General features: G+C 50.4%; 13 protein-coding genes, 2 CRISPR repeat arrays and 2 riboswitches. Of the genes, 3 read left to right on the top strand and 10 right to left on the bottom strand.

Going from position 1 to position 18,425, the window contains the following annotated elements; translation table 11 throughout:
* Positions 1-452 precede the first annotated feature (452 nt).
* A CRISPR array of direct repeats spans positions 453-3,181; the repeat unit is 28 nt; unit sequence TTTCTAAGCTGCCTGTGCGGCAGTGAAC.
* A gap of 150 nt (positions 3,182-3,331) precedes the next feature.
* From cas6f to cas1f, 6 genes are read right to left on the bottom strand one after another with little or no spacing between them, the layout of a single operon-like run.
* Positions 3,332-3,982, bottom strand: a complete 651-nt coding sequence (gene cas6f, locus BZG14_RS02045; protein WP_077607842.1) for a type I-F CRISPR-associated endoribonuclease Cas6/Csy4 — start codon at positions 3,980-3,982, stop codon at positions 3,332-3,334.
* Between the two features lie 9 nt (positions 3,983-3,991).
* Positions 3,992-4,975: a type I-F CRISPR-associated protein Csy3 gene (csy3, locus tag BZG14_RS02040; protein WP_077607841.1), complete on the bottom strand. Its 984-nt coding sequence runs from the start codon at positions 4,973-4,975 to the stop codon at positions 3,992-3,994.
* Positions 4,976-4,991: 16 nt separating this feature from the next.
* Positions 4,992-5,984 (bottom strand): type I-F CRISPR-associated protein Csy2, encoded by a 993-nt coding sequence (gene csy2, locus BZG14_RS02035; RefSeq protein WP_077607840.1) that lies wholly within the window; start codon positions 5,982-5,984, stop codon positions 4,992-4,994.
* A complete protein-coding gene (gene csy1 / locus BZG14_RS02030) occupies positions 5,984-7,333 on the bottom strand; it encodes a type I-F CRISPR-associated protein Csy1 (RefSeq protein WP_077607839.1) in 1,350 nt (449 codons plus the stop codon). The genes csy2 and csy1 overlap by 1 nt, the downstream gene beginning before the upstream one ends.
* A gap of 38 nt (positions 7,334-7,371) precedes the next feature.
* Positions 7,372-10,818: a type I-F CRISPR-associated helicase Cas3f gene (cas3f, locus tag BZG14_RS15815; protein WP_077607838.1), complete on the bottom strand. Its 3,447-nt coding sequence runs from the start codon at positions 10,816-10,818 to the stop codon at positions 7,372-7,374.
* Positions 10,815-11,786 carry a type I-F CRISPR-associated endonuclease Cas1f gene (gene cas1f / locus BZG14_RS02020; RefSeq protein WP_077607837.1) on the bottom strand — a complete coding sequence of 324 codons (972 nt, stop codon included), beginning with the start codon at positions 11,784-11,786 and terminating at the stop codon, positions 10,815-10,817. The genes cas3f and cas1f overlap by 4 nt, the downstream gene beginning before the upstream one ends.
* A gap of 255 nt (positions 11,787-12,041) precedes the next feature.
* Between cas1f and BZG14_RS02015 the strand changes: the two genes are divergently transcribed.
* Complete coding sequence (locus tag BZG14_RS02015) at positions 12,042-12,365, top strand: type II toxin-antitoxin system RelE/ParE family toxin (RefSeq protein WP_077607836.1); 324 nt, start codon at positions 12,042-12,044, stop codon at positions 12,363-12,365.
* A complete protein-coding gene (locus BZG14_RS02010) occupies positions 12,358-12,642 on the top strand; it encodes a helix-turn-helix domain-containing protein (RefSeq protein WP_077487138.1) in 285 nt (94 codons plus the stop codon). Before BZG14_RS02015 ends, BZG14_RS02010 begins: the two co-directional genes overlap by 8 nt.
* 216 nt (positions 12,643-12,858) lie before the next feature.
* Here BZG14_RS02010 and BZG14_RS02005 read toward each other — a convergent pair whose 3' ends face one another.
* Together BZG14_RS02005 and BZG14_RS02000 are read right to left on the bottom strand one after the other, a co-directional pair.
* Positions 12,859-13,176 carry a type II toxin-antitoxin system RelE/ParE family toxin gene (locus BZG14_RS02005; RefSeq protein WP_077487139.1) on the bottom strand — a complete coding sequence of 106 codons (318 nt, stop codon included), beginning with the start codon at positions 13,174-13,176 and terminating at the stop codon, positions 12,859-12,861.
* A complete protein-coding gene (locus tag BZG14_RS02000) occupies positions 13,173-13,421 on the bottom strand; it encodes a type II toxin-antitoxin system ParD family antitoxin (RefSeq protein WP_077607835.1) in 249 nt (82 codons plus the stop codon). The genes BZG14_RS02005 and BZG14_RS02000 overlap by 4 nt, the downstream gene beginning before the upstream one ends.
* Positions 13,422-13,983: 562 nt before the next feature.
* A CRISPR array of direct repeats spans positions 13,984-14,611; the repeat unit is 28 nt; unit sequence TTTCTAAGCTGCCTGTGCGGCAGTGAAC.
* 217 nt (positions 14,612-14,828) lie between these two features.
* On the opposite strand from BZG14_RS02000, the gene BZG14_RS01995 reads away from it, so the two are divergent.
* Positions 14,829-15,098 carry a TIGR03643 family protein gene (locus BZG14_RS01995; RefSeq protein ID WP_077458187.1) on the top strand — a complete coding sequence of 90 codons (270 nt, stop codon included), beginning with the start codon at positions 14,829-14,831 and terminating at the stop codon, positions 15,096-15,098.
* Between the two features lie 325 nt (positions 15,099-15,423).
* Here the strand turns inward: BZG14_RS01995 and BZG14_RS01990 are convergent, their stop codons facing one another.
* Both BZG14_RS01990 and BZG14_RS01985 read right to left on the bottom strand, forming a co-directional pair.
* Positions 15,424-16,602, bottom strand: coding sequence for an amidase family protein (locus BZG14_RS01990; RefSeq protein ID WP_077607834.1), 1,179 nt, complete (start codon positions 16,600-16,602; stop codon positions 15,424-15,426).
* A 200-nt stretch (positions 16,603-16,802) separates the two neighbouring features.
* Positions 16,803-17,969 (bottom strand): J domain-containing protein, encoded by a 1,167-nt coding sequence (locus BZG14_RS01985; RefSeq protein WP_077607833.1) that lies wholly within the window; start codon positions 17,967-17,969, stop codon positions 16,803-16,805.
* Positions 17,970-18,228: 259 nt separating this feature from the next.
* Positions 18,229-18,316: riboswitch (glycine riboswitch) on the top strand.
* Between the two features lie 3 nt (positions 18,317-18,319).
* Positions 18,320-18,397, top strand: a riboswitch (glycine riboswitch).
* Positions 18,398-18,425 lie beyond the last annotated feature (28 nt).

Genomic DNA, 18,425 nt, shown 5'->3' with positions numbered 1-18,425 from the left:
GGGGCTTGTGTCACCTACGCCAATGGTATCATCGGGCCAAAAGTGGCTGTTCCGATAACCAATGTAAGCCAATAACATCACCGACGTTAAAGTTCGCGTAGGTCGGCATAAGCGCCAACTCGATCGTACAAGCTTGGTGTGATTTGCGCCGCGCGCCATCCGACATCGGAGCCAACTATTAACCCCTGATCGTGACAGGCGCCCGTTGGCAATGTGCATCTATCCAACACCGTGCTGGGGCTTGTGTCACCTACGCCAATGGTATCATCGGGCCAAAAGTGGCTGTTCCGATAACCAATGTAAGCCAATAACATCACCGACGTTAAAGTTCGCGTAGGTCGGCATAAGCGCCAACTCGATCGTACACGCTTGGTGTGATTTTCACCGCGCGCCATCCGACATTGAGGCCAACGATTAACCTCGATCGTGGCAGACGGCCAGGTCGTTAATCTTCTCTAAGCTGCCTGTGCGGCAGTGAACCTGTATCTTTGTCCATCGTCAGCTACTCCTATTTTCTAAGCTGCCTGTGCGGCAGTGAACCAGCTGGGCCTTGTGGGCCCGTCTCACCCTGTTTTCTAAGCTGCCTGTGCGGCAGTGAACCCAGCTTGATAGTGTTGGCACTTCTGCGTCGATTTCTAAGCTGCCTGTGCGGCAGTGAACGAATCACGAACAATTCCAAGAATTGAAAGATTTTTCTAAGCTGCCTGTGCGGCAGTGAACGAATGTATATTCCATAACCACATCAAGCTCTTTTTCTAAGCTGCCTGTGCGGCAGTGAACATAAGCCCTCATAAGTTCTCACAGGCTTTCGTTTTCTAAGCTGCCTGTGCGGCAGTGAACAGCTAATGATAAACTGAGCATATGTTCGAGATTTTCTAAGCTGCCTGTGCGGCAGTGAACTACAATATTTGGTTGATGGCTTAGAAAAGATATTTCTAAGCTGCCTGTGCGGCAGTGAACTAGAAACAGAGCAACCTAGAGCCTTTGCGGTCTTTTCTAAGCTGCCTGTGCGGCAGTGAACGCGCAAAAATTGATTTTGGCGTGTATTTCTAATTTCTAAGCTGCCTGTGCGGCAGTGAACGTTCAATATGCCAAGAAGAAATTCGGGGGCTATTTCTAAGCTGCCTGTGCGGCAGTGAACATCAAAATCAGTGAGACTGAACAGCGCATATGTTTCTAAGCTGCCTGTGCGGCAGTGAACGCATAAAAAGATAATGAATGCCGTGATTGGTATTTCTAAGCTGCCTGTGCGGCAGTGAACCGACGTACAGACCACAGTGAGAGATTTGCAGGTTTCTAAGCTGCCTGTGCGGCAGTGAACTGTGAGCTTTTTAGGTGTCAGGTAATGCAGATTTTCTAAGCTGCCTGTGCGGCAGTGAATGCCCTGCTCAAACTCTTACCTTTTGAACACACTTTCTAAGCTGCCTGTGCGGCAGTGAACAAAAGTCTCCCGCCTGCACCCATGACAATATATTTCTAAGCTGCCTGTGCGGCAGTGAACCACGGCTGCGCGTAGCGCGTCCGCTTCGTCTTTTTCTAAGCTGCCTGTGCGGCAGTGAACGCATGAAACGCAGTCAGGCCATTAATCGGCATTTTCTAAGCTGCCTGTGCGGCAGTGAACGCTTTTTGAGCTTTGATCGTGCTTTTAACCTGTTTCTAAGCTGCCTGTGCGGCAGTGAACAGTATGAAAGCCCATGTCTAATTAAATTTTAATTTCTAAGCTGCCTGTGCGGCAGTGAACGATACCTCTTGGCCGCGCTGAAACAGGTTTATTTTCTAAGCTGCCTGTGCGGCAGTGAACTCAAGGTGCGAGTAGGCGCGCCGCAACTGCACTTTCTAAGCTGCCTGTGCGGCAGTGAACGCGACGGTGAGCGCTACACAGTCGTCGGTAAATTTCTAAGCTGCCTGTGCGGCAGTGAACTTGCCGTAAAACTCTTTGGCCCCTGGTGTCTTTTTCTAAGCTGCCTGTGCGGCAGTGAACTTGAAAGTGCATGCGCTTAATCGAGTTAAAGGTTTCTAAGCTGCCTGTGCGGCAGTGAACCAAGGTAGACGGCGCAGGCCGTGACGCCGATTTTTCTAAGCTGCCTGTGCGGCAGTGAACGTCGAGCGCGGGCTGTACGTCTGGATCAGCCATTTCTAAGCTGCCTGTGCGGCAGTGAACTTTATCGGTGACATCAAACGATTTTTCGGGGATTTCTAAGCTGCCTGTGCGGCAGTGAACCAAAAGTCGCGCAGGTGGCTGATGCTCTTTCTTTTCTAAGCTGCCTGTGCGGCAGTGAACCCGTTGTTTTACTTGGTGGCTACTATATACATTTTCTAAGCTGCCTGTGCGGCAGTGAACAACCAAAAGTCACCTACCACGATGGTTCAACATTTCTAAGCTGCCTGTGCGGCAGTGAACACTGACAGCAGACTGAGAAAGGAGCGAATCATTTTCTAAGCTGCCTGTGCGGCAGTGAACTTCTTGGGTTAGCGCGTTGAATTTGTTTTCCATTTCTAAGCTGCCTGTGCGGCAGTGAACCACGCGGAACCGCTCAGGCGCGACGGCTGGCGTTTCTAAGCTGCCTGTGCGGCAGTGAACTCACCTCGCTCAGCGAGGGGGTGAACTTTCTATTTCTAAGCTGCCTGTGCGGCAGTGAACATTATGTCTGTGAGTGTACTGCGGGGCTTTGTTTTCTAAGCTGCCTGTGCGGCAGTGAACGATGAGGGACCAATGTATGACTCAGGCCCCAATTTCTAAGCTGCCTGTGCGGCAGTGAACATAAACCAATTTAACTGGGCGGTCTTTTCTTGTTTCTAAGCTGCCTGTGCGGCAGTGAACTTTCTGATTGCTCAACTGAAACATCATTGCTTTTTCTAAGCTGCCTGTGCGGCAGTGAACTTTTAAGGGAAAGGGGGCGGGTGCCCCCGATATTTCTAAGCTGCCTGTGCGGCAGTGAACGTGAAAAACACCGTATGAAGCGTTTTCGTAACTTTCTAAGCTGCCTGTGCGGCAGTGAACAATACGGTGGATGAAATTCGCCGGGTTATAAATTTCTAAGCTGCCTGTGCGGCAGTGAACGAGCCGGTGTTCTGATTGGAACAGGCTCGTTTTTTCTAAGCTGCCTGTGCGGCAGTGAACGGAAGAAGGAAACTTTGATGACCCGAAGTTGATTTCTAAGCTGCCTGTGCGGCAGTGAACAATAGAATAACGTAATAATCGTCAGGTACAACAGGCCGTTAGGATAAAAATCGTCTTTTACCCTTGTTAAAAATGGCCTGCTGTAACTAACTGTATTTGCTGTTTATTTTTAAAGAGCCCAAAAAGAAGGGGTAAAGAGGGGTTTCCCCCTCAAAAACACGGTACCGCAGATTGCTTATCGGGTTCGCGTCGGCTGAGCCCATAACAGGTGAAGGGTTGGTCCTTGTTTGGCGGCTGTTTGGTAGTCTCCCGCTCGATATACAAAGCAAACTCTTCCGTATTGGGCCGCCCTGCTCGTTTTTGGCTCGAAAGGCTGGTCACTTGAATAAAAGGCAGCAACCAGCGTTTGTCGTCCGTTTTAATGTTTTCCAACAAACGACGCTTTACTTCCGCCTCATCGTAACCATTTTTGCTGGCAATCGCGGCCGCGCGCCGGTCGAGGTTTTTATACAGTCGCTGCGGCGATTTGTAGTTCCAGCGTTTGAAGTAGGCATAGTCTTGCACTCCGTCTGGCACTGGCTTAACCGCCTTGATATGTACATAATCGGTCAAGCGTGATAGCCATCGTTGAATATTTAACTGCTCAAATTCTTCCTTGGTTTGCGCAAAAAAACGCAACCGATGGCCGAGTGGGAAATCTCCTTGGCGATAGTCCGGAAATCCGACCGCAATGGCCGATTGATTCGGTCCGATTTTGTTTTCCGCTAAGGCAATATGCACTTGCTGAAACACCTTGTGCCAGAGAAAATCTGCCGAAATATCGGTGTCGGGCAATAAGGTGATATCAATGTAATACTGCATTGTGCCTCCTTACGCGCCAAACACGCCGCCGCGGATCAGCATCGCCATAATGTAATGCTGCTGTTCGAGCGTTGGGGTTTTGTCTTTTAACATCCATCCATCGAGCAAGTTGTAAAAGTCGTTCTTTTCTTTTGGCTGACGATACGCCGCCCCGCGGTTAGTCACCGAGCCATAAGGTTCAATGGCGATTGCGCCCACTTCGTCATAGGCAGGATGCCAAGTATCAATAGTGCGCAGCGCGTTGCCGATTTTTTGTGAGTGCATCGCGGCTTGGCCATCTAATTGATACAAGAATTTACTTTTGTCGCCTTTACCGCCGCCCATTACTAGCTCTTGAGAGGGGTAGACCGCTTGCCCTTCGCCCAGTTGGCAGTAGGCTTCAACATGGATAAGCGCATGCGCTTCTGTCAGGCCATATTGGATCACCTCTGCTAGCGCGGTGACATCTGGGTGCGTGTCAAAATCACGTAGGCTGAATTCATAACTATCAAAGCTAAATTGCTTCTCGCCTGCGGTAACTACAACCTTAACCTGCTCGGCACCGACACGGTTACGCCACAAAAAACGCCCATTAGCAATGTTGTGCGCGTAACGTTGCGCCAACTCTTTAAAACCGGTTTCTGATTGATAGTCACGCACTTTATCGGCCAACGCTTGCTGGTAGTCCGGGTTATTACAGGTTGATGGGACATGCAGTCCGCTGAGCACGCGCAGTGAGAAGGTCACTTTGAGCGTATCGGCATCATGCGGTAGTGCCGCAACATCAACCGTTTGTAGGTTTGGTTTAGATACTTCCGCATCCAGCTTAGCGGGATCATTGGCGGTGGCCGCTTTTAAGCGGTTAGAGATGGTGCCTCGCACTGATTTCTCGCCTACTTGAATAGATTGCCAATCGCCTTTCTCCCAGTTGCCCGCATACATTAGTGCGTCCGAAGGCATCAGTTTCGCTTCAAAGGCAAGCACGGAAGGGGTAGTCAGTTTTTTATCAGCCATGATGAAATCTCCTTAATTACAAAAAGTCGGGGTCAAAGTCAGTGTCGTCATCGGTTGTGGGCACAACGTCAGGTTCAATGGGTTCGGCATGCGTCGCTGTCGTCACACGGGCAAGGTACCAAGGATGCTCACCGTGATAACGCCAGCATGCCTCGTCGATATCGGTGATCCGGTGGACGCTGCGCCACTCACCCACGCTGTATGCCGCTTCCACAAAACTTACCGGCACCTCGGGATCGCGGACATTGGCGACCTCACCTGCGGCATAACAAGGGGAAACCGCGCGGTAGCCCGTCATAATCGGCACTAAATATCCAGGCTTGGGTTTGGCCACGCGCTGCCATTGGGCCGGCACGGGTTGGTTGTCGTCGTTAGGTAGGTGTGCATCATCGGCGACAGCTTGGTACGTCAACATGGCAAACTCACACCAAGCATCAAATAAGCTAGCCTGCGTATTGTGTTGCAATAGCTGTTGATGATGCTGGGCGAGATAATCATGTCTATCACAAAGGACAAAGCCCGGCATGAGACGGCGCAACGCTTTTTTCTGCATACTTGCATCCGCGAGCAGTTCAATCTCGCCAATCGCTAAGATTTGCCCACCTGCAAGCCGCCGCTGAGGCGCTAAATCTTTCACCGCCGCGACCAACTGTGCTGCCGCGGCTTTATCACCGGCAATCAGCCCCTCAACCTCAATCAGCAAAGAGATTTGCATATTCATGCGTCCTTCTTCATTGATCGATGCTGTCTCGCCTTTGGCGTTCACCGGGTTGCGGGTTAAGGCAAAGACATAGTCGCCCCACCCTGTGGGCTGCCGTGCATGAACGTTGTTTTTATGGCTCACCACGGTCACGCCACCCAAACGCAATCCCATCGTATCGGGAAGTTGACGTGATAGCGCATGGGCAAAGCCGAGAAAGTGCGTGATCGCCGGAAAACCATAAGTCAGCCCTGCGATCGCGTTCGCGTTTTGCACCTCAATGTGCTTAAGCAATAGATACTGTGCCATTATCGGTTCTCCTCAAATTGAGGCGTGTCGCGCTCAAACGCTTTTAGCTGGGTTAGGAACACTTTGCGGATGTAATTGAACTCCGTATCACCAAGCAGATAGTGTTTTTTGTCCTCAAGCTGGCGCAGTAACCAAGCAGCAAAATCAGAGGCCACAGTGCCCAGCCAGTCTTGGGCCTCACGCTCACGCTGAAATTGCGCGTCGGGGTTGTACACATCCAACCAAAGTGCGTGTTCACGTTTTAGTCGGCACGCTTGATCATCAGTACCTTGGCTCCAACCGGCTGAGACTTGCTGCTGAACCCGTGCGGCATAGTCAAACACCAAGTCAGTGAGTGGCAGAATAAAGTCATGATCGCGCCGATAACGGGTGGCAAAGTTGCGGTCCCGTTCGGTCAGGCTTGCCAGAAAGACGCGAAAATCGTGAAGCAAATGGCTGGCTTGGTAGGCTAAACGGCGGTTGAAGATGCTGGTTTGCTTGCTAGGATCCTCCGGCTGCTGCTGATAGCTTGGCGGCGCAGCATTGAGCAAAAAGCCCTCACCATGACGCTCACTATTCAGTTGTGACACGTTTTGCGGTTTAGAGCCGCCAAAGGTTTGTTTAACGGTACGCGGAAACGCTTGTAACGGCTCTGGATGGTAATACTGTTTGTTCTTCGCCTCGCGAATCGCTTTGACTCTCTCTCCAAACCGTGTTGCGCGCACCTTGGTGTACAGTGTGTGCGCAAGGCTGGATGAATATAGCGGGCAAAGCAGGTGATACTCGCCCTCATTCACCGGAAAGTAGGTTTGCTTAATCAAGTTATGAGCCGACAACACCTGATCGCCTAGCGCCAGTGAAAAACCTGCACGCCAAGTTTCTAACAAAGTGGCGTCATCCGTGAGTGACTTAAGCGCGTTGATATGACCGGCTTGTAACTGAGAAATAAGTGACTCACCTTCCACAGTGATTTTTAAAAAACGCGCCACATCCAACGCAGCCGCATTGCCGACCGCATCAATGGCTTTCTCGGTCAGCGAATAGCTGGTGAGGTAGCGAGACTCGCTCTTATCGATCTCAGTCACCAACATGCTGCTCGCTCTAGCATCGCTATGAACAAATTTGGGGCAATGGGTGGCGAGGCTAACTTGCTTGGCCCGCGTTGCGGCGTCTGTTACCCAGTGAATTGGTTCAAACTTCGCTTCGATCGGGGTAGCTTTCTCTGCGTAATCGGCATTGGCGATCGCCTCTTGCTCTTGGCTGGCGGCGGCTTTTAGGGCCTTATCACGCGCCTTTTGCAAAGGCTCAAGCTTCGCCTGTTTGCGCTGTTCAATATATGCCAGCAGCGCATCGTATAGGCTGTGTTCCATAAGCGCTTCCTTTATCCTGTTGTTCCATTAAATTTTCTTTATTCCCGAAAAGCACCCAGCTGTGGGTGCCAACACCAAGTGATGTTTTGACCTTCTCGCTCAGCCGCGAGGCGTATTTCGCCCAAATGCTGGCTCGCTTTTTTAATCGACCATCCCAGTTGGTCAGCAAAGTGCTGATAAACAGCTTCCGGATCAACGTCAAACCACCAATGGCAACCGGCTGCTAGCGATATTTCGGCGGGTTTAAAGCGATATGAGTGATCGGCGTATTGGTAGGGATAACGTGAAGTATCTAACTGTTGCCAAGTCAGCGTGCCATCGTCGTTATAGGCCAGCACAAAGCTTTCTTGGGGCTGGCTGTGACGAAACGGGGTGCGCCGGATCAATTCGCCGCTCCAACTGGCATGTTTACCGGGGGAACGTAGCCCAGCGGCTTGGCTGACAAGCGTGTCGTTCCACCAAAGCTCGGCTTCCTTACCGGTTCGATAAAACTTAGGTTGGTACTTTTCCCCGCCCGTCAGCTCCAATGTAAAGCGCAATGCTCGGTGCTCTTGTACGCCCCAGTGGCTCACCGGCTTGGCCTCTGTTTTTTTCGGCAAAGCAAACTCAAAGGCGCATTTTTCCAGCTTAGGAACTTCCTGAATGCGCGGCGTGGCGGAAATTGCCGTTAGCCCCTCATCAAGCGTGACCTTGTAACCTTTTTCGAGCGGGATAGCCGCGCTTTCAAAGCCTGGCTTATAATAAGCGGGATGCTTGCCTTTTAACGCACGGACGTTCTGCTCGAGCACATGAATATTGGCGGTCGCCGGCGCTTGCTGGCGGTGACGTTGTACCCGCCCCGCCAACTGAATTAAGGCACGCATTGAACTCGGCTCGGCAATGGCCCAGTCGTAATCGTGATCGCGCCCGACTTCCACCACCGCGGTTCCCACCACCACAAACATCAGGTGTTTGGCATCACAATGTTCAATAGCATGGCGAATCTCCGGCTGCTCGAAAATCGCCGCTTCATCATGGCGATTTAACGCCGCATCGAGGCGACTCTCTCGATAAGAACGTAATGCCAGCGGAAACTGAGAGTGGTACGGGCAAACAAAGAGTGCATGATCCGGATCTGGCGAGATTTGCACCAGCGCGCGGGTCAGCGCTACCATCGGATCGATATTGGCCATGCGCACCACGCCTATCGACACTGTTTTGCCGGATGCATGAGTTTGGTGATGCGCATGGTGCAACTGATGAATATGGGTATGGATAAGTTGCGCAAGCGGCTCAAAGTCGAGATGAGGTTCGCTGGATATTGGGGGAGCAGCCAGAGAGGTAATCGCAGAGGTGTCTACCGTCTTCCCTTTGCGTAGCACCTGTTGCTCACCCTCTAATCGCTTAACGCGCTTGGCGACAAATTCACGGTGATAAGTCACGTAATCGGTTTTGCTCGTCACCGTCTGGATCTCGCTGGTAAATTCATCAAACCAGCCGCAAATCACAGGCGTACTGTCAGCGCCGTTTGTCGAGGCGTTCTCACCAAACTGGGCATGATTAAACTGCGCCCTGCCCGCGCGATAGGCATCAAACAAGCTTTTTACTAGAGAAGGCGGCAAAGTCGCCGATGAGAGCAGCACCCGTGACCCTAACATGCCTGCCCAGTTCACCAAGCGGCACAGCGCCGGTAGGTCTTCAAGACCAAAATCGTCGGGCTCATCAAGGACTAAGTCAGTACTGAGTAAACGCAACATGGGCGCAATTTGATGGCCGCCGCGCAGGCTTTCAGTGGCGGGCATTAGATGATCAATCGTGCTCACTAACACCGGCGCACTGACCAATTTCTCCAGCTTAGGCTGACTACTTAGCCAGTGTTTCAACCGTCCATCGTAGATTTGCCCTTCGTAGTTAATAAACAGTTGCTCGAGAAAGTCTTCGGTAGACTCACTGCCGCCGGAAGACTGATATGACGTATTTTGCGCCTCGTGCAAGCGTTGGATCGCTTGCGAGCCAACGAGCACAGCCAACTCATCATCGCCGAGTTTCAGCAGCTCACGATACGCATCGCCGGTTTGCAAGGTGAGTGTTCTCAACCCCAGCGCCACCGAGAAACGGCACCCCTGCCAAGGATCGGATAACGCATACATAATGCGCGCGTTGGCGATGGTTTTCCCACAGCCTGTCGACGCCATATTAATGCCGAAAAAGCCCTGCGTTTCCGACTCAGTGGCTATGGTTTTGGTTTTACGATAGGCGATATCTTGCCAGCGATACTTCTCTTGTTCGGCGCCTTGGCTAAAACGGCGGTGCTGAGCAATCGCCGGCAAGGTCCATTTAAGTGAGGGTAAATTCTCCGAAAAGCGTTTCGCATTAATGGCCACGCCGATGTTGTGTTCATCTAACTGTTGTTTAGGTGGCGCGTTTTTGCGCTTGCCTTGAGACTGGTCTGTGTTAGCAATAGGCGCGTAGTGGCCATCGCGCCATTTGGGTTTGGACTTTTCCAACGGCAGCGACGAGTAATAGTGATCCGCCAGCATTAATGATAAACGTGCCATATGGCTGACAAACCGCTGCGATAACCAATCAACTTGTCCATGAGCGCTCCACGGATATTGGCGGGCACGCTGGGCCAATTGACAAGCTTTTTGCTGCCAAGGCTGACTTAAAAACGGGGTGCCACCGGGAAACTGCCAGTTATCGACAAGCGCTTGCGGATTATATTTGGCGAGGTTAAGCGCGTTGGGTGCATTCCAGTGGCTGCCAAAGCAACGGAAAAGCCATTGGTCAATTTGCGATAGCTCAACGGGTGCTTCGCCATCATCATAGTTCACCGGCAACCGATGGTGCGACACAATCAGCCAAGCCACGATACGTGCAAATGGCGATAAGTCATCAAATACCGGCTGATAGCCGTCCGTTTCAGTAAACAGTTGCGCCAGTAGCTCAGTTTCATGCTCAGTAGCCGTTTCAGGCGTAAGCTCGCTAAGTTCATCAAGCCATTGCTGATCCTTTTTGCCCTTGGCGAACGCCTCGAATAAACGCAAGGATACCCATTCATGACGGTATGGTTCGCCTTGGTGTGCCGTTTGGCCGCGAAGCTTTTGCTGAAACAACGCATTGGCTTTGCCAAAATCGTGAAACAACCCCGCCATGGCCGTTGCCAGCACGATCACTTCATTAAGCTGCCAACCCTGCTCCCATTCCTTGTGGCCAAGGTCCAGCTCAGTGCGATTGACCGGCACATTGCCTTCTAAGTTAAACTTGCGGCGGTTACCCACAATCCACACCAGTTGGCTATGGTTTCTCGAGCGAATCCAATGACAACTGACCGCGGTGCTGCGGCTGGCGGTTTTGCTCAGCATTTTTCGCACCGTGTTTAGGCCATCTTCGGTGATCAGCGTTTGCCAGGTGTTATCACCAATTCGGTTGGCAAAGGCATCGAGCACGCGGCGGGTTTTCTTCAGTGCCTTTTTCTCGCACTGAGAAATAAAAGTCACCATCATAGTTGCTGCTCCGTTATCTCATCCTCAGAGTAATCTTGCAGCGCAATGGCTTTGATGGTGTTAAACATAAAGTCTATCGCTTTGTGCTCAATAAAGGCTTGCAGGACTTGCTGGCGAAATTCTTGTTCGGTGGCGTTTTCTTTGGCGCATACAAACGCCCAAGGCAGTACAATGGCATCTTTGATTAAGTCAGCGGCATCAAACACCAGCGCGCCGCGACGGGTTTTGCCATGCATCACCGCAAATCCGTGCGGGATCCCAAGCACCCATAAACAACTCGCGGCTAAGCCATAGGCTAAGTAGTTGCCATGATTTAAAAAGCGGTTGGCGAGATCGTCGGCCTCATGCTGACGTTTAAAACCGTTTTTTTGCGTGCGGTTGGCGGCGTGTTTGTAGAGAGCTTTGGTCAGCTGCGCTTCGGTAAGCAATAAATCAGCTGACTTGCTGGCCTTGTCGGTTCGTGCCACAAAGGTGTCGAGCGCACCGGCCAATTCGGCCACATCGAACCCTTCAAGTTTAAGTTCACGGCTCGCTTGCCAAACCTGCTTTAAGTAACTCAGACGCGCCAGCTGAAAAGCCCGCGCAGCATCCAGTCGCTTTTGATCATCAAACCAAAAAGACAACCAACCTTGCAGATATTCGGTGGGCCGATACTCGCTTTGCGGTGTAAACCACTCAACCTCAGTTGCCATATGCAGTGGTGTGCCCCCGCCCCCACAGAAGCCAACCAGCACACCCGCTTGCGACAGCATACGCATCGCCGCTTGGGTGATTGATGTACCAGTCCCGAGCAGCAACACCGTGGTATTGGCAATGGGGATATTAAAGTAGAGGTTTTCGCGTTTGGCCTCCGCCAAGTACAACACGCGCCCGTCTTTTTGCATCACACGGCAATGCTCGAGGTAGTACATATTGGCGCGTTTGGAATGAAGGATGGTTTTAAGATCGGAGGGCGATAGATCGTCCATGGGTGTCCCTTTCGTGGTTGTCCCGAGTGACAAAGCAGATCACTCACAAGCGCTAGAAAGGTAACAAAAATAGCAATGCATGCCCGTGAAACAAGGCACAGTTTAGGGTTTGAAGGAAGATCGCATTCTGCTGTCTGTACGATTGTTATGCGAATCAGGTAACACTAATCGGCCAAGATTGCTCGAGATTACTCGGTATGATGAGTGGATTTTGCCCCACAAAGACTTATCATATATAATAATAAGAAGTAAAAGATGAACTGGAACATTGTTTTTTACCCAGGCGTGGAGGAGAGCATTCTCAATATGCCTCCTAAGATTCAAGCGCGAATGCTCAAGCTGCTCGAACTAATTGAAAAACATGGCGCAAACTTAGGTCCTCCTCATACAGAATCAATAGGTAACGGCCTGTTTGAAATTCGCGCCAAAGCAAAAGAAGGAATCGGACAAAGTCTATTCTGCTATTTAGACGGCCCCAACATCTATATCCTTCACGCATTTGTGAAGAAAAGCCAAAAGACACCAAAGAGGGACTTAGCATTGGCAACAGAGCGTATGAAAGWGGTGAAAAGTGAATAGCTTACAGGCATTAAAAGCGAGAGCATTACAAAACCCAGACGTGAAACAAGCATACGATGAATTGACGCCTGAGTTTGAATTGATAGATATGTTGCTCAGTATGCGTAAGCAGGCCGGGCTAACTCAACGAGAGGTTGCAGAACGTATGGGGACGAAAGAAGGCAATATTTCTCGACTTGAAAAAGGGAAAAGTAATCCAACTCTTAAAACCCTGCTTAGCTATGCAAAAGCATGCAATTGCAAGCTCAACTTTAGCTACAAACATGCGTCAAATTGACGTGTATGGTCAATGCCAGTCATGCGGTTTTGTTGATATTGAACCATCCCCTCCCTACTTCCTCCATGCCACGACCCACCAACAATGAACTGGCATCAAAAAAAGCAACTATTTCAGTATCTAAGCTGCCTGTGCGGCAGTGAACATAGCAAAGAATTTGAAGGAAGATCGCATTAGTAGTGCGTATGTCAGTAGTTATCAATCACAATGTGCGCACTAACCAATAGTGAAATGGTTAATAATGTCCATTTCTTTATGAGGAACACCAATAATATCAATTGCATGGCGTCGGATAAGATAAAAGACAAGATGTTGTCCTTCAGGAAAGCAATAGTATCCGTCTTCAATGTCTGTTCTATGCTGGCCTAATTGCGGGTTCTCTGCTAGCCAGGTAAACCGCGTAGCTAGACGCTTTAGATAAGTGTTACGCTGCGCCTTTCCCCATTTACGCTCAGTGTAACGACCAATATTTTTAAGATCATCACGTGCTCTGGGCGTAATACGAACCTGCTTTTTTGTTTGGCTCGCCGTCAAGATTCTGCGTCCAAGTCGTTAATCAGTTCATTCATTGAAAAGTCATCGACAAACGTGTCACTGGCTGCCTGTTGAGCCCCCTCATCAAGATGTGCGCGCAACACATCCAGTTTGGCTTTGCGTTCCTCAAGCGTGCGTAATGCATCACGAACAACCTCGCTAGCAGAGCCGTACCGGCCACTTGCTACCTCGTTTTTAATAAACACTTCCCAGTGCTCCCCTAAGCTTAAACTTGTTGTTGCCATAACTATCGCACTTATTCATAAATATGAATAATGAATATAGCGCTTTTTGTAAGTGACTCCCAACTTTTTAACTCATATTGATTCAGCCGAACAACGTTAAGCATATAGCAGCACACAAGAGTTCTCATTCAATCCTTTCTAACCTGCCTGTGCGGCAGTGAACTCCACGGCTCGCCGTGCCAGTTCAAACAGCGATTTCTAAGCTGCCTGTCCGTAGGTCGGACAAGCGCTAACTCGATCGTACAAGCTTGGTGTGATTTGCGCCGCGCGCAGTGCAACTGGCGCCATCCGACATCGGAGCCAACTATTAACCCCTGATCGTGACAGGCGCCCGTTGGCAATGTCCCCTTATCCAACATCGTGCTGGGGCTTGTGTCACCTACGCCAATGGCACCACCGACGTTAAAGTTCGCGTAGGTCGGCATAAGCGCCAGCTCGATCGTGCAAACTTGGTATGATTTGCGCCGCGCGCCATCCGACATTGAGGCCAACGATTAACCTCGATCGTGACAGGCGCCCGTTGGCAATTTCCACATATCCAACACCGTGCTGGGGCTTGTGTCACCTACGCTGCCTGTGCGGCAGTGAACCGTAGCCGCCACGGCGGGCGGTTTGGGGCTGTTTTCTAAGCTGCCTGTGCGGCAGTGAACGATTTGCTCTCGCAACTATTCGCCAACGTCTATTTCTAAGCTGCCTGTGCGGCAGTGAACCGCTTGCCATAGCATGCGAGCAGCTCATTGGCTTTCTAAGCTGCCTGTGCGGCAGTGAACGGCCGTCTCTACGTCATCGGCGGCGGCTTGGATTTCTAAGCTGCCTGTGCGGCAGTGAACAGGTTGGCCAGCGACTCAACCTGCTGCGGCGTTTTCTAAGCTGCCTGTGCGGCAGCGAACTCACTTCCGGGCACTGCATCATCTCTTTGATCTTTCTAAGCTGCCTGTGCGGCAGTGAACAGAACGTCAGCGGGATATCGATGCGATGTATGTTTCTAAGCTGCCYGTGCGGCAGTGAACAAAGCTTTCACCGAGTAGCGGCACCAACATATTTTCTAAGCTGCCTGTGCGGCAGTGAACGCGCAAGCCACACGCACAGAAGCCCCGAGACATTTCTAAGCTGCCTGTGCGGCAGTGAACATAGGGAGACTATTAATCTGCTCTTTTTATCTTTTCTAAGCTGCCTGTGCGGCAGTGAACATAGAATAGCGTAATAATCGTCAGTAACAACAGGCCGTTAGGATAAACATCATCTTTTACCCTTGTTAAAAATGGCTTTCCGTAACTATCTGTATTTGCTGTTTATTTTTAAAGAGCCCAAAAACAAGGGTAACAGCATTGATGGGTTAGAAGGAACACGCTGATCGGTTTTTCCAACTCTACGCGTATTATTGGCCACCAGCACAAGGATACCGACATGGCATTGAACGAACAACCGGGAGAGATTGACCGAATTATAGAAATGGCGTGGGAAGATAGAACCCCGTTTGAGGCGATTGAAGCACTCTATGGCCTACGCCAAGACGATGTGATTGCGTTAATGCGACGTGAATTAAAACCGCGAAGTTTCAAAGTATGGCGTGAACGGACTCGCGGGCGCAAAACTAAACACACCGCCCTGCGTTCGAGRCACGTGATGCGTAGCCATTGTAAGACACAGTACAAACTTAAATCAGCCAAAAAGTGACAACAGTGACAGCATCACCGGATCAGAATATGGATGAATACAGTCTCTACGCGGTGTTAAACCAAAGTGACAGCTAAATTGTCACTTTCTCGTAACACTCACCAGAGTTATCACCGAAAGCGATAACTTGTAAAATAAACCTATTTTTCATTAACTTATAAAGTTAAACACCGACTAATCCAAGCGGTTATCCACAGTTTCTGTTGATAGTAAACGCGTAACCCCTAACTTATTTTTTAGTTCATTATCAATACTTTAAAAGCAATAAACGGTTTTTTATAGAAAATTCTTGACGGCTGGGCGGATAAAGGTGCAATCCAAACGGTTAATCGAGCCAACGGCGTGCTACTTCCATCAATAACTTATCTTTGTAAGGGTGAGCCAGTAATGTTACCCCGTAAGGTGTGTTTTGATGCTCAAACAACGGGATAGTGAGCTGGGGTAAACCACAAACCTCCGCTAGCGCCATCAGTCGGCGCTGCGATAAATTAAACGCATCACTGTCTGACGCATCCGCATCACGAGGTATAATGGCGCCCGGTGTGGATGGAAGCAGCAACACCTTATCACTTGGCCACATAGCACAAACGGTATCTCTCAACTGCTTGCGGGTTTTCTTCGCCTGATAATGCGCTTTGTAGTCGACCGCTTGTAAGCGATCTAAATACTGTTGCGTTGAGGTGGGTAAATCAAGCTTGGCCTGTTGCAACCACGTACCATACATCAGCAAAAATTCTTGGCTAGCAATCGACACCTGCGCATTTTCAAGCCGCGACAGCACCAGTTTGTTCATGGCTAGGGTCGACTCTTGCGGTAAGCTTAAACGCTCAAGATGCTGATAAACCTGCGCCATCGCTTCGCCACTGTAAAACAAGGCAAACACCGCTTCGGCGATGACTACGCCCTGGATATTCGTCACCGCAGAGGAAGGCTTGGCGACCAACTCTTGAAACTGACTGAGCGGGCCAAGTGCCGCGCTGCACACACCCACATTATCAAAGGTTTCTGCGACAGAGATGATCCCCTGGGTATCGATCAGGCTTGGCGTGGGACGATAACCAAACAGGCCGCAGTGTGCTGCAGGGATCCGCACGCCGCCAAATGCATCATTACCAATGCCCAAATCAGCCAATTTTTTTGCCACCGCCACCGCAATACCTGCGTTTACTCCTCCCACGCGGTACTGACGAAAGTGGGGATTGCGAAGCTCCGCGTAAAAGGGATTAAAACCGGTAATACTAACGCCTAAGGGGTCCATTTGCAGTTGCCCTATCAGGCTGGCCCCTTGCGCCATCATGGTTTTAACCACCGCAGCGTCTTGGCTGGCGGCGGTGCGTCCCTCAGACCATGAGGGGATCCCGATACCAGCGACATGTTCCTCAACAGACACCGAGTGAGAGACTGCCAGTTTATAACGCCGAAACATCCCACTAAGGCTGTCTTGCCGTGGAGGATCGAATTGGTGCGCAAACATCGCTTGATCGAGCATAGTTACAGGCCTCATCAGTCACGCTTATTACTTATTGGTCAGTGTAATACATGGGCATGAAATCAGGCGCACTTTCACGGTTTACCGCACTGATACCTTGGGCGTGTGAACTCGCCGCGTGCGAACTCGCCGCCTGCTAGCTCGCTATCGACTTTTTTGCGATGCGATGTGATAAGCAAGGCAATGTAAGCCCCTCTGCTTAATCACGGTACTGTTTATAAGTTTACCGCGGTTAAGCCGGGTACTTGTCGGCACGATTGTTCAAATGCGCTGAGTTTGGGCGCCAAGTCAGCACTAACGAAGGTGTGTTCGAGTATTTGTACCTTACGTGCCAACTGCCAACTATCCACCGACGCCCCCTGCCCGTAAGGAATAGCATAAACATGAAAGTGCTGACGCTGTGCTACGTAATCCAAGTTTGGTGGCACACGGAGAGGCTGATAGCCCTGATTAAGGTAGATATAAAACTCGCCCATACAATTCGCGACCACATATGACCCTTGCTCACTGCGTAAGGCCAAGTAAGGCCGTGCGGTCTCTGCATATTGATTGATATGCCACTGATTCGCGTCAGGGTTAAGCTGAATCATTGGGGCAACAGGTCTCACTGGCGCAGGCGCCGCCTGAGGCTGAGGCATATTATTCACTTGCGTGGGCTGAGGCTCTGAGGGCGCTGGATCAATAATACGTACACGTTGAGCCGTCTGATCCTGATCTTGACCCAAAACGCGATCAACCCATTGCTGCCATTGATGCAAAGGGCTAATTAGCAGTGCTATCATTGCCCAAGACGCAAGCACCCAGCGCCACGATAAGCCAGGTTTCGCTGGCTTTAATGTGACAGGGGTGGCTTTGCGGGTAAGATCGGTTTCCAGTTGCTCTGCGCGCGTTAGCGCTTCTTTTAACTCGCGGTTCACCTGCAGCAAATCTTTTTTGCGTTGGTCCTGCTCGCGCTGTAAAGCATGATGTTGAGATTCCAACGACTGGTGTTGTCGCTCGAGTTTTTGATATTGCTCACGCCATTGGCGGTTATCAAACTCAAGCTTGGCCATTTTGGCCGTCAAGTGGGCGGGGATTTGGGTATTGGCTTGGCGAGACTTCAGTGTTCGGTTTTCTTGTTGCAACGCCGACACTTCTTTTTGCAGTTGCGCGATCTGGCTGCGCAATGCCGCTTGGCTGGCGTCACTTTGTGATTGACCGAGCGCACTCCCCTCGCCCTTGCCTGACTTCACCGCTTGATAGGCCTCACTGACCAGCTGCATTAGCCCCGTACTCCCTCCTTTGTCTGGATGTACGCGGCTAGAAAGTCGCTTATAGCGTTGTTTTATTTGCTCGGCATTATCGCCAGCATTCACGCCTAAAAGTTCGTTCCACGTGGTCATGTGACTGCTCGTTATCCTAGTATACGCCTGCCTAGATTAGTCAATCTATCGGCCAATATGGGAAAAAATTAACCCCCTTTTGTCTCATTTAGCGTTAACAAACTCGGAGAAAGCGAGAGTTGTCGCCTCGGTTGTTAGAAAAAAACACTAGAAATTGGTATTTTTTACTCTTAAGAAAGAATTATTCCCCGTTCACCCATTTTTGCATTGCATTCAAATTTTTGTGATCTATCATACTTTCCGTCATAACGACGTTCCGATGAAGACAGCAGGAGAGAGATGGCAAGCGCCATCCGCCGAAGAAGTAAATCTTTCAGGCACTTAATTGTATGGACTGCTGTTGGAGGAAACTCTGGAGAGACCCGTTAGTTCGGGCGCCGAAGGAGCAAGCTTGGACTCAAGTGAAACTCTCAGGCAAAAGGACAGAGGAGATACCCACCCCAATATGTAGCACTT

Origin of the sequence: Salinivibrio sp. IB282 (genome assembly GCF_001995685.1) — a bacterium.
Lineage (GTDB): Bacteria > Pseudomonadota > Gammaproteobacteria > Enterobacterales > Vibrionaceae > Salinivibrio > Salinivibrio kushneri.
The sequence above is the reverse complement of the archived record's forward strand: the minus strand, read 5'-3'. Positions and strand labels throughout refer to the sequence as shown.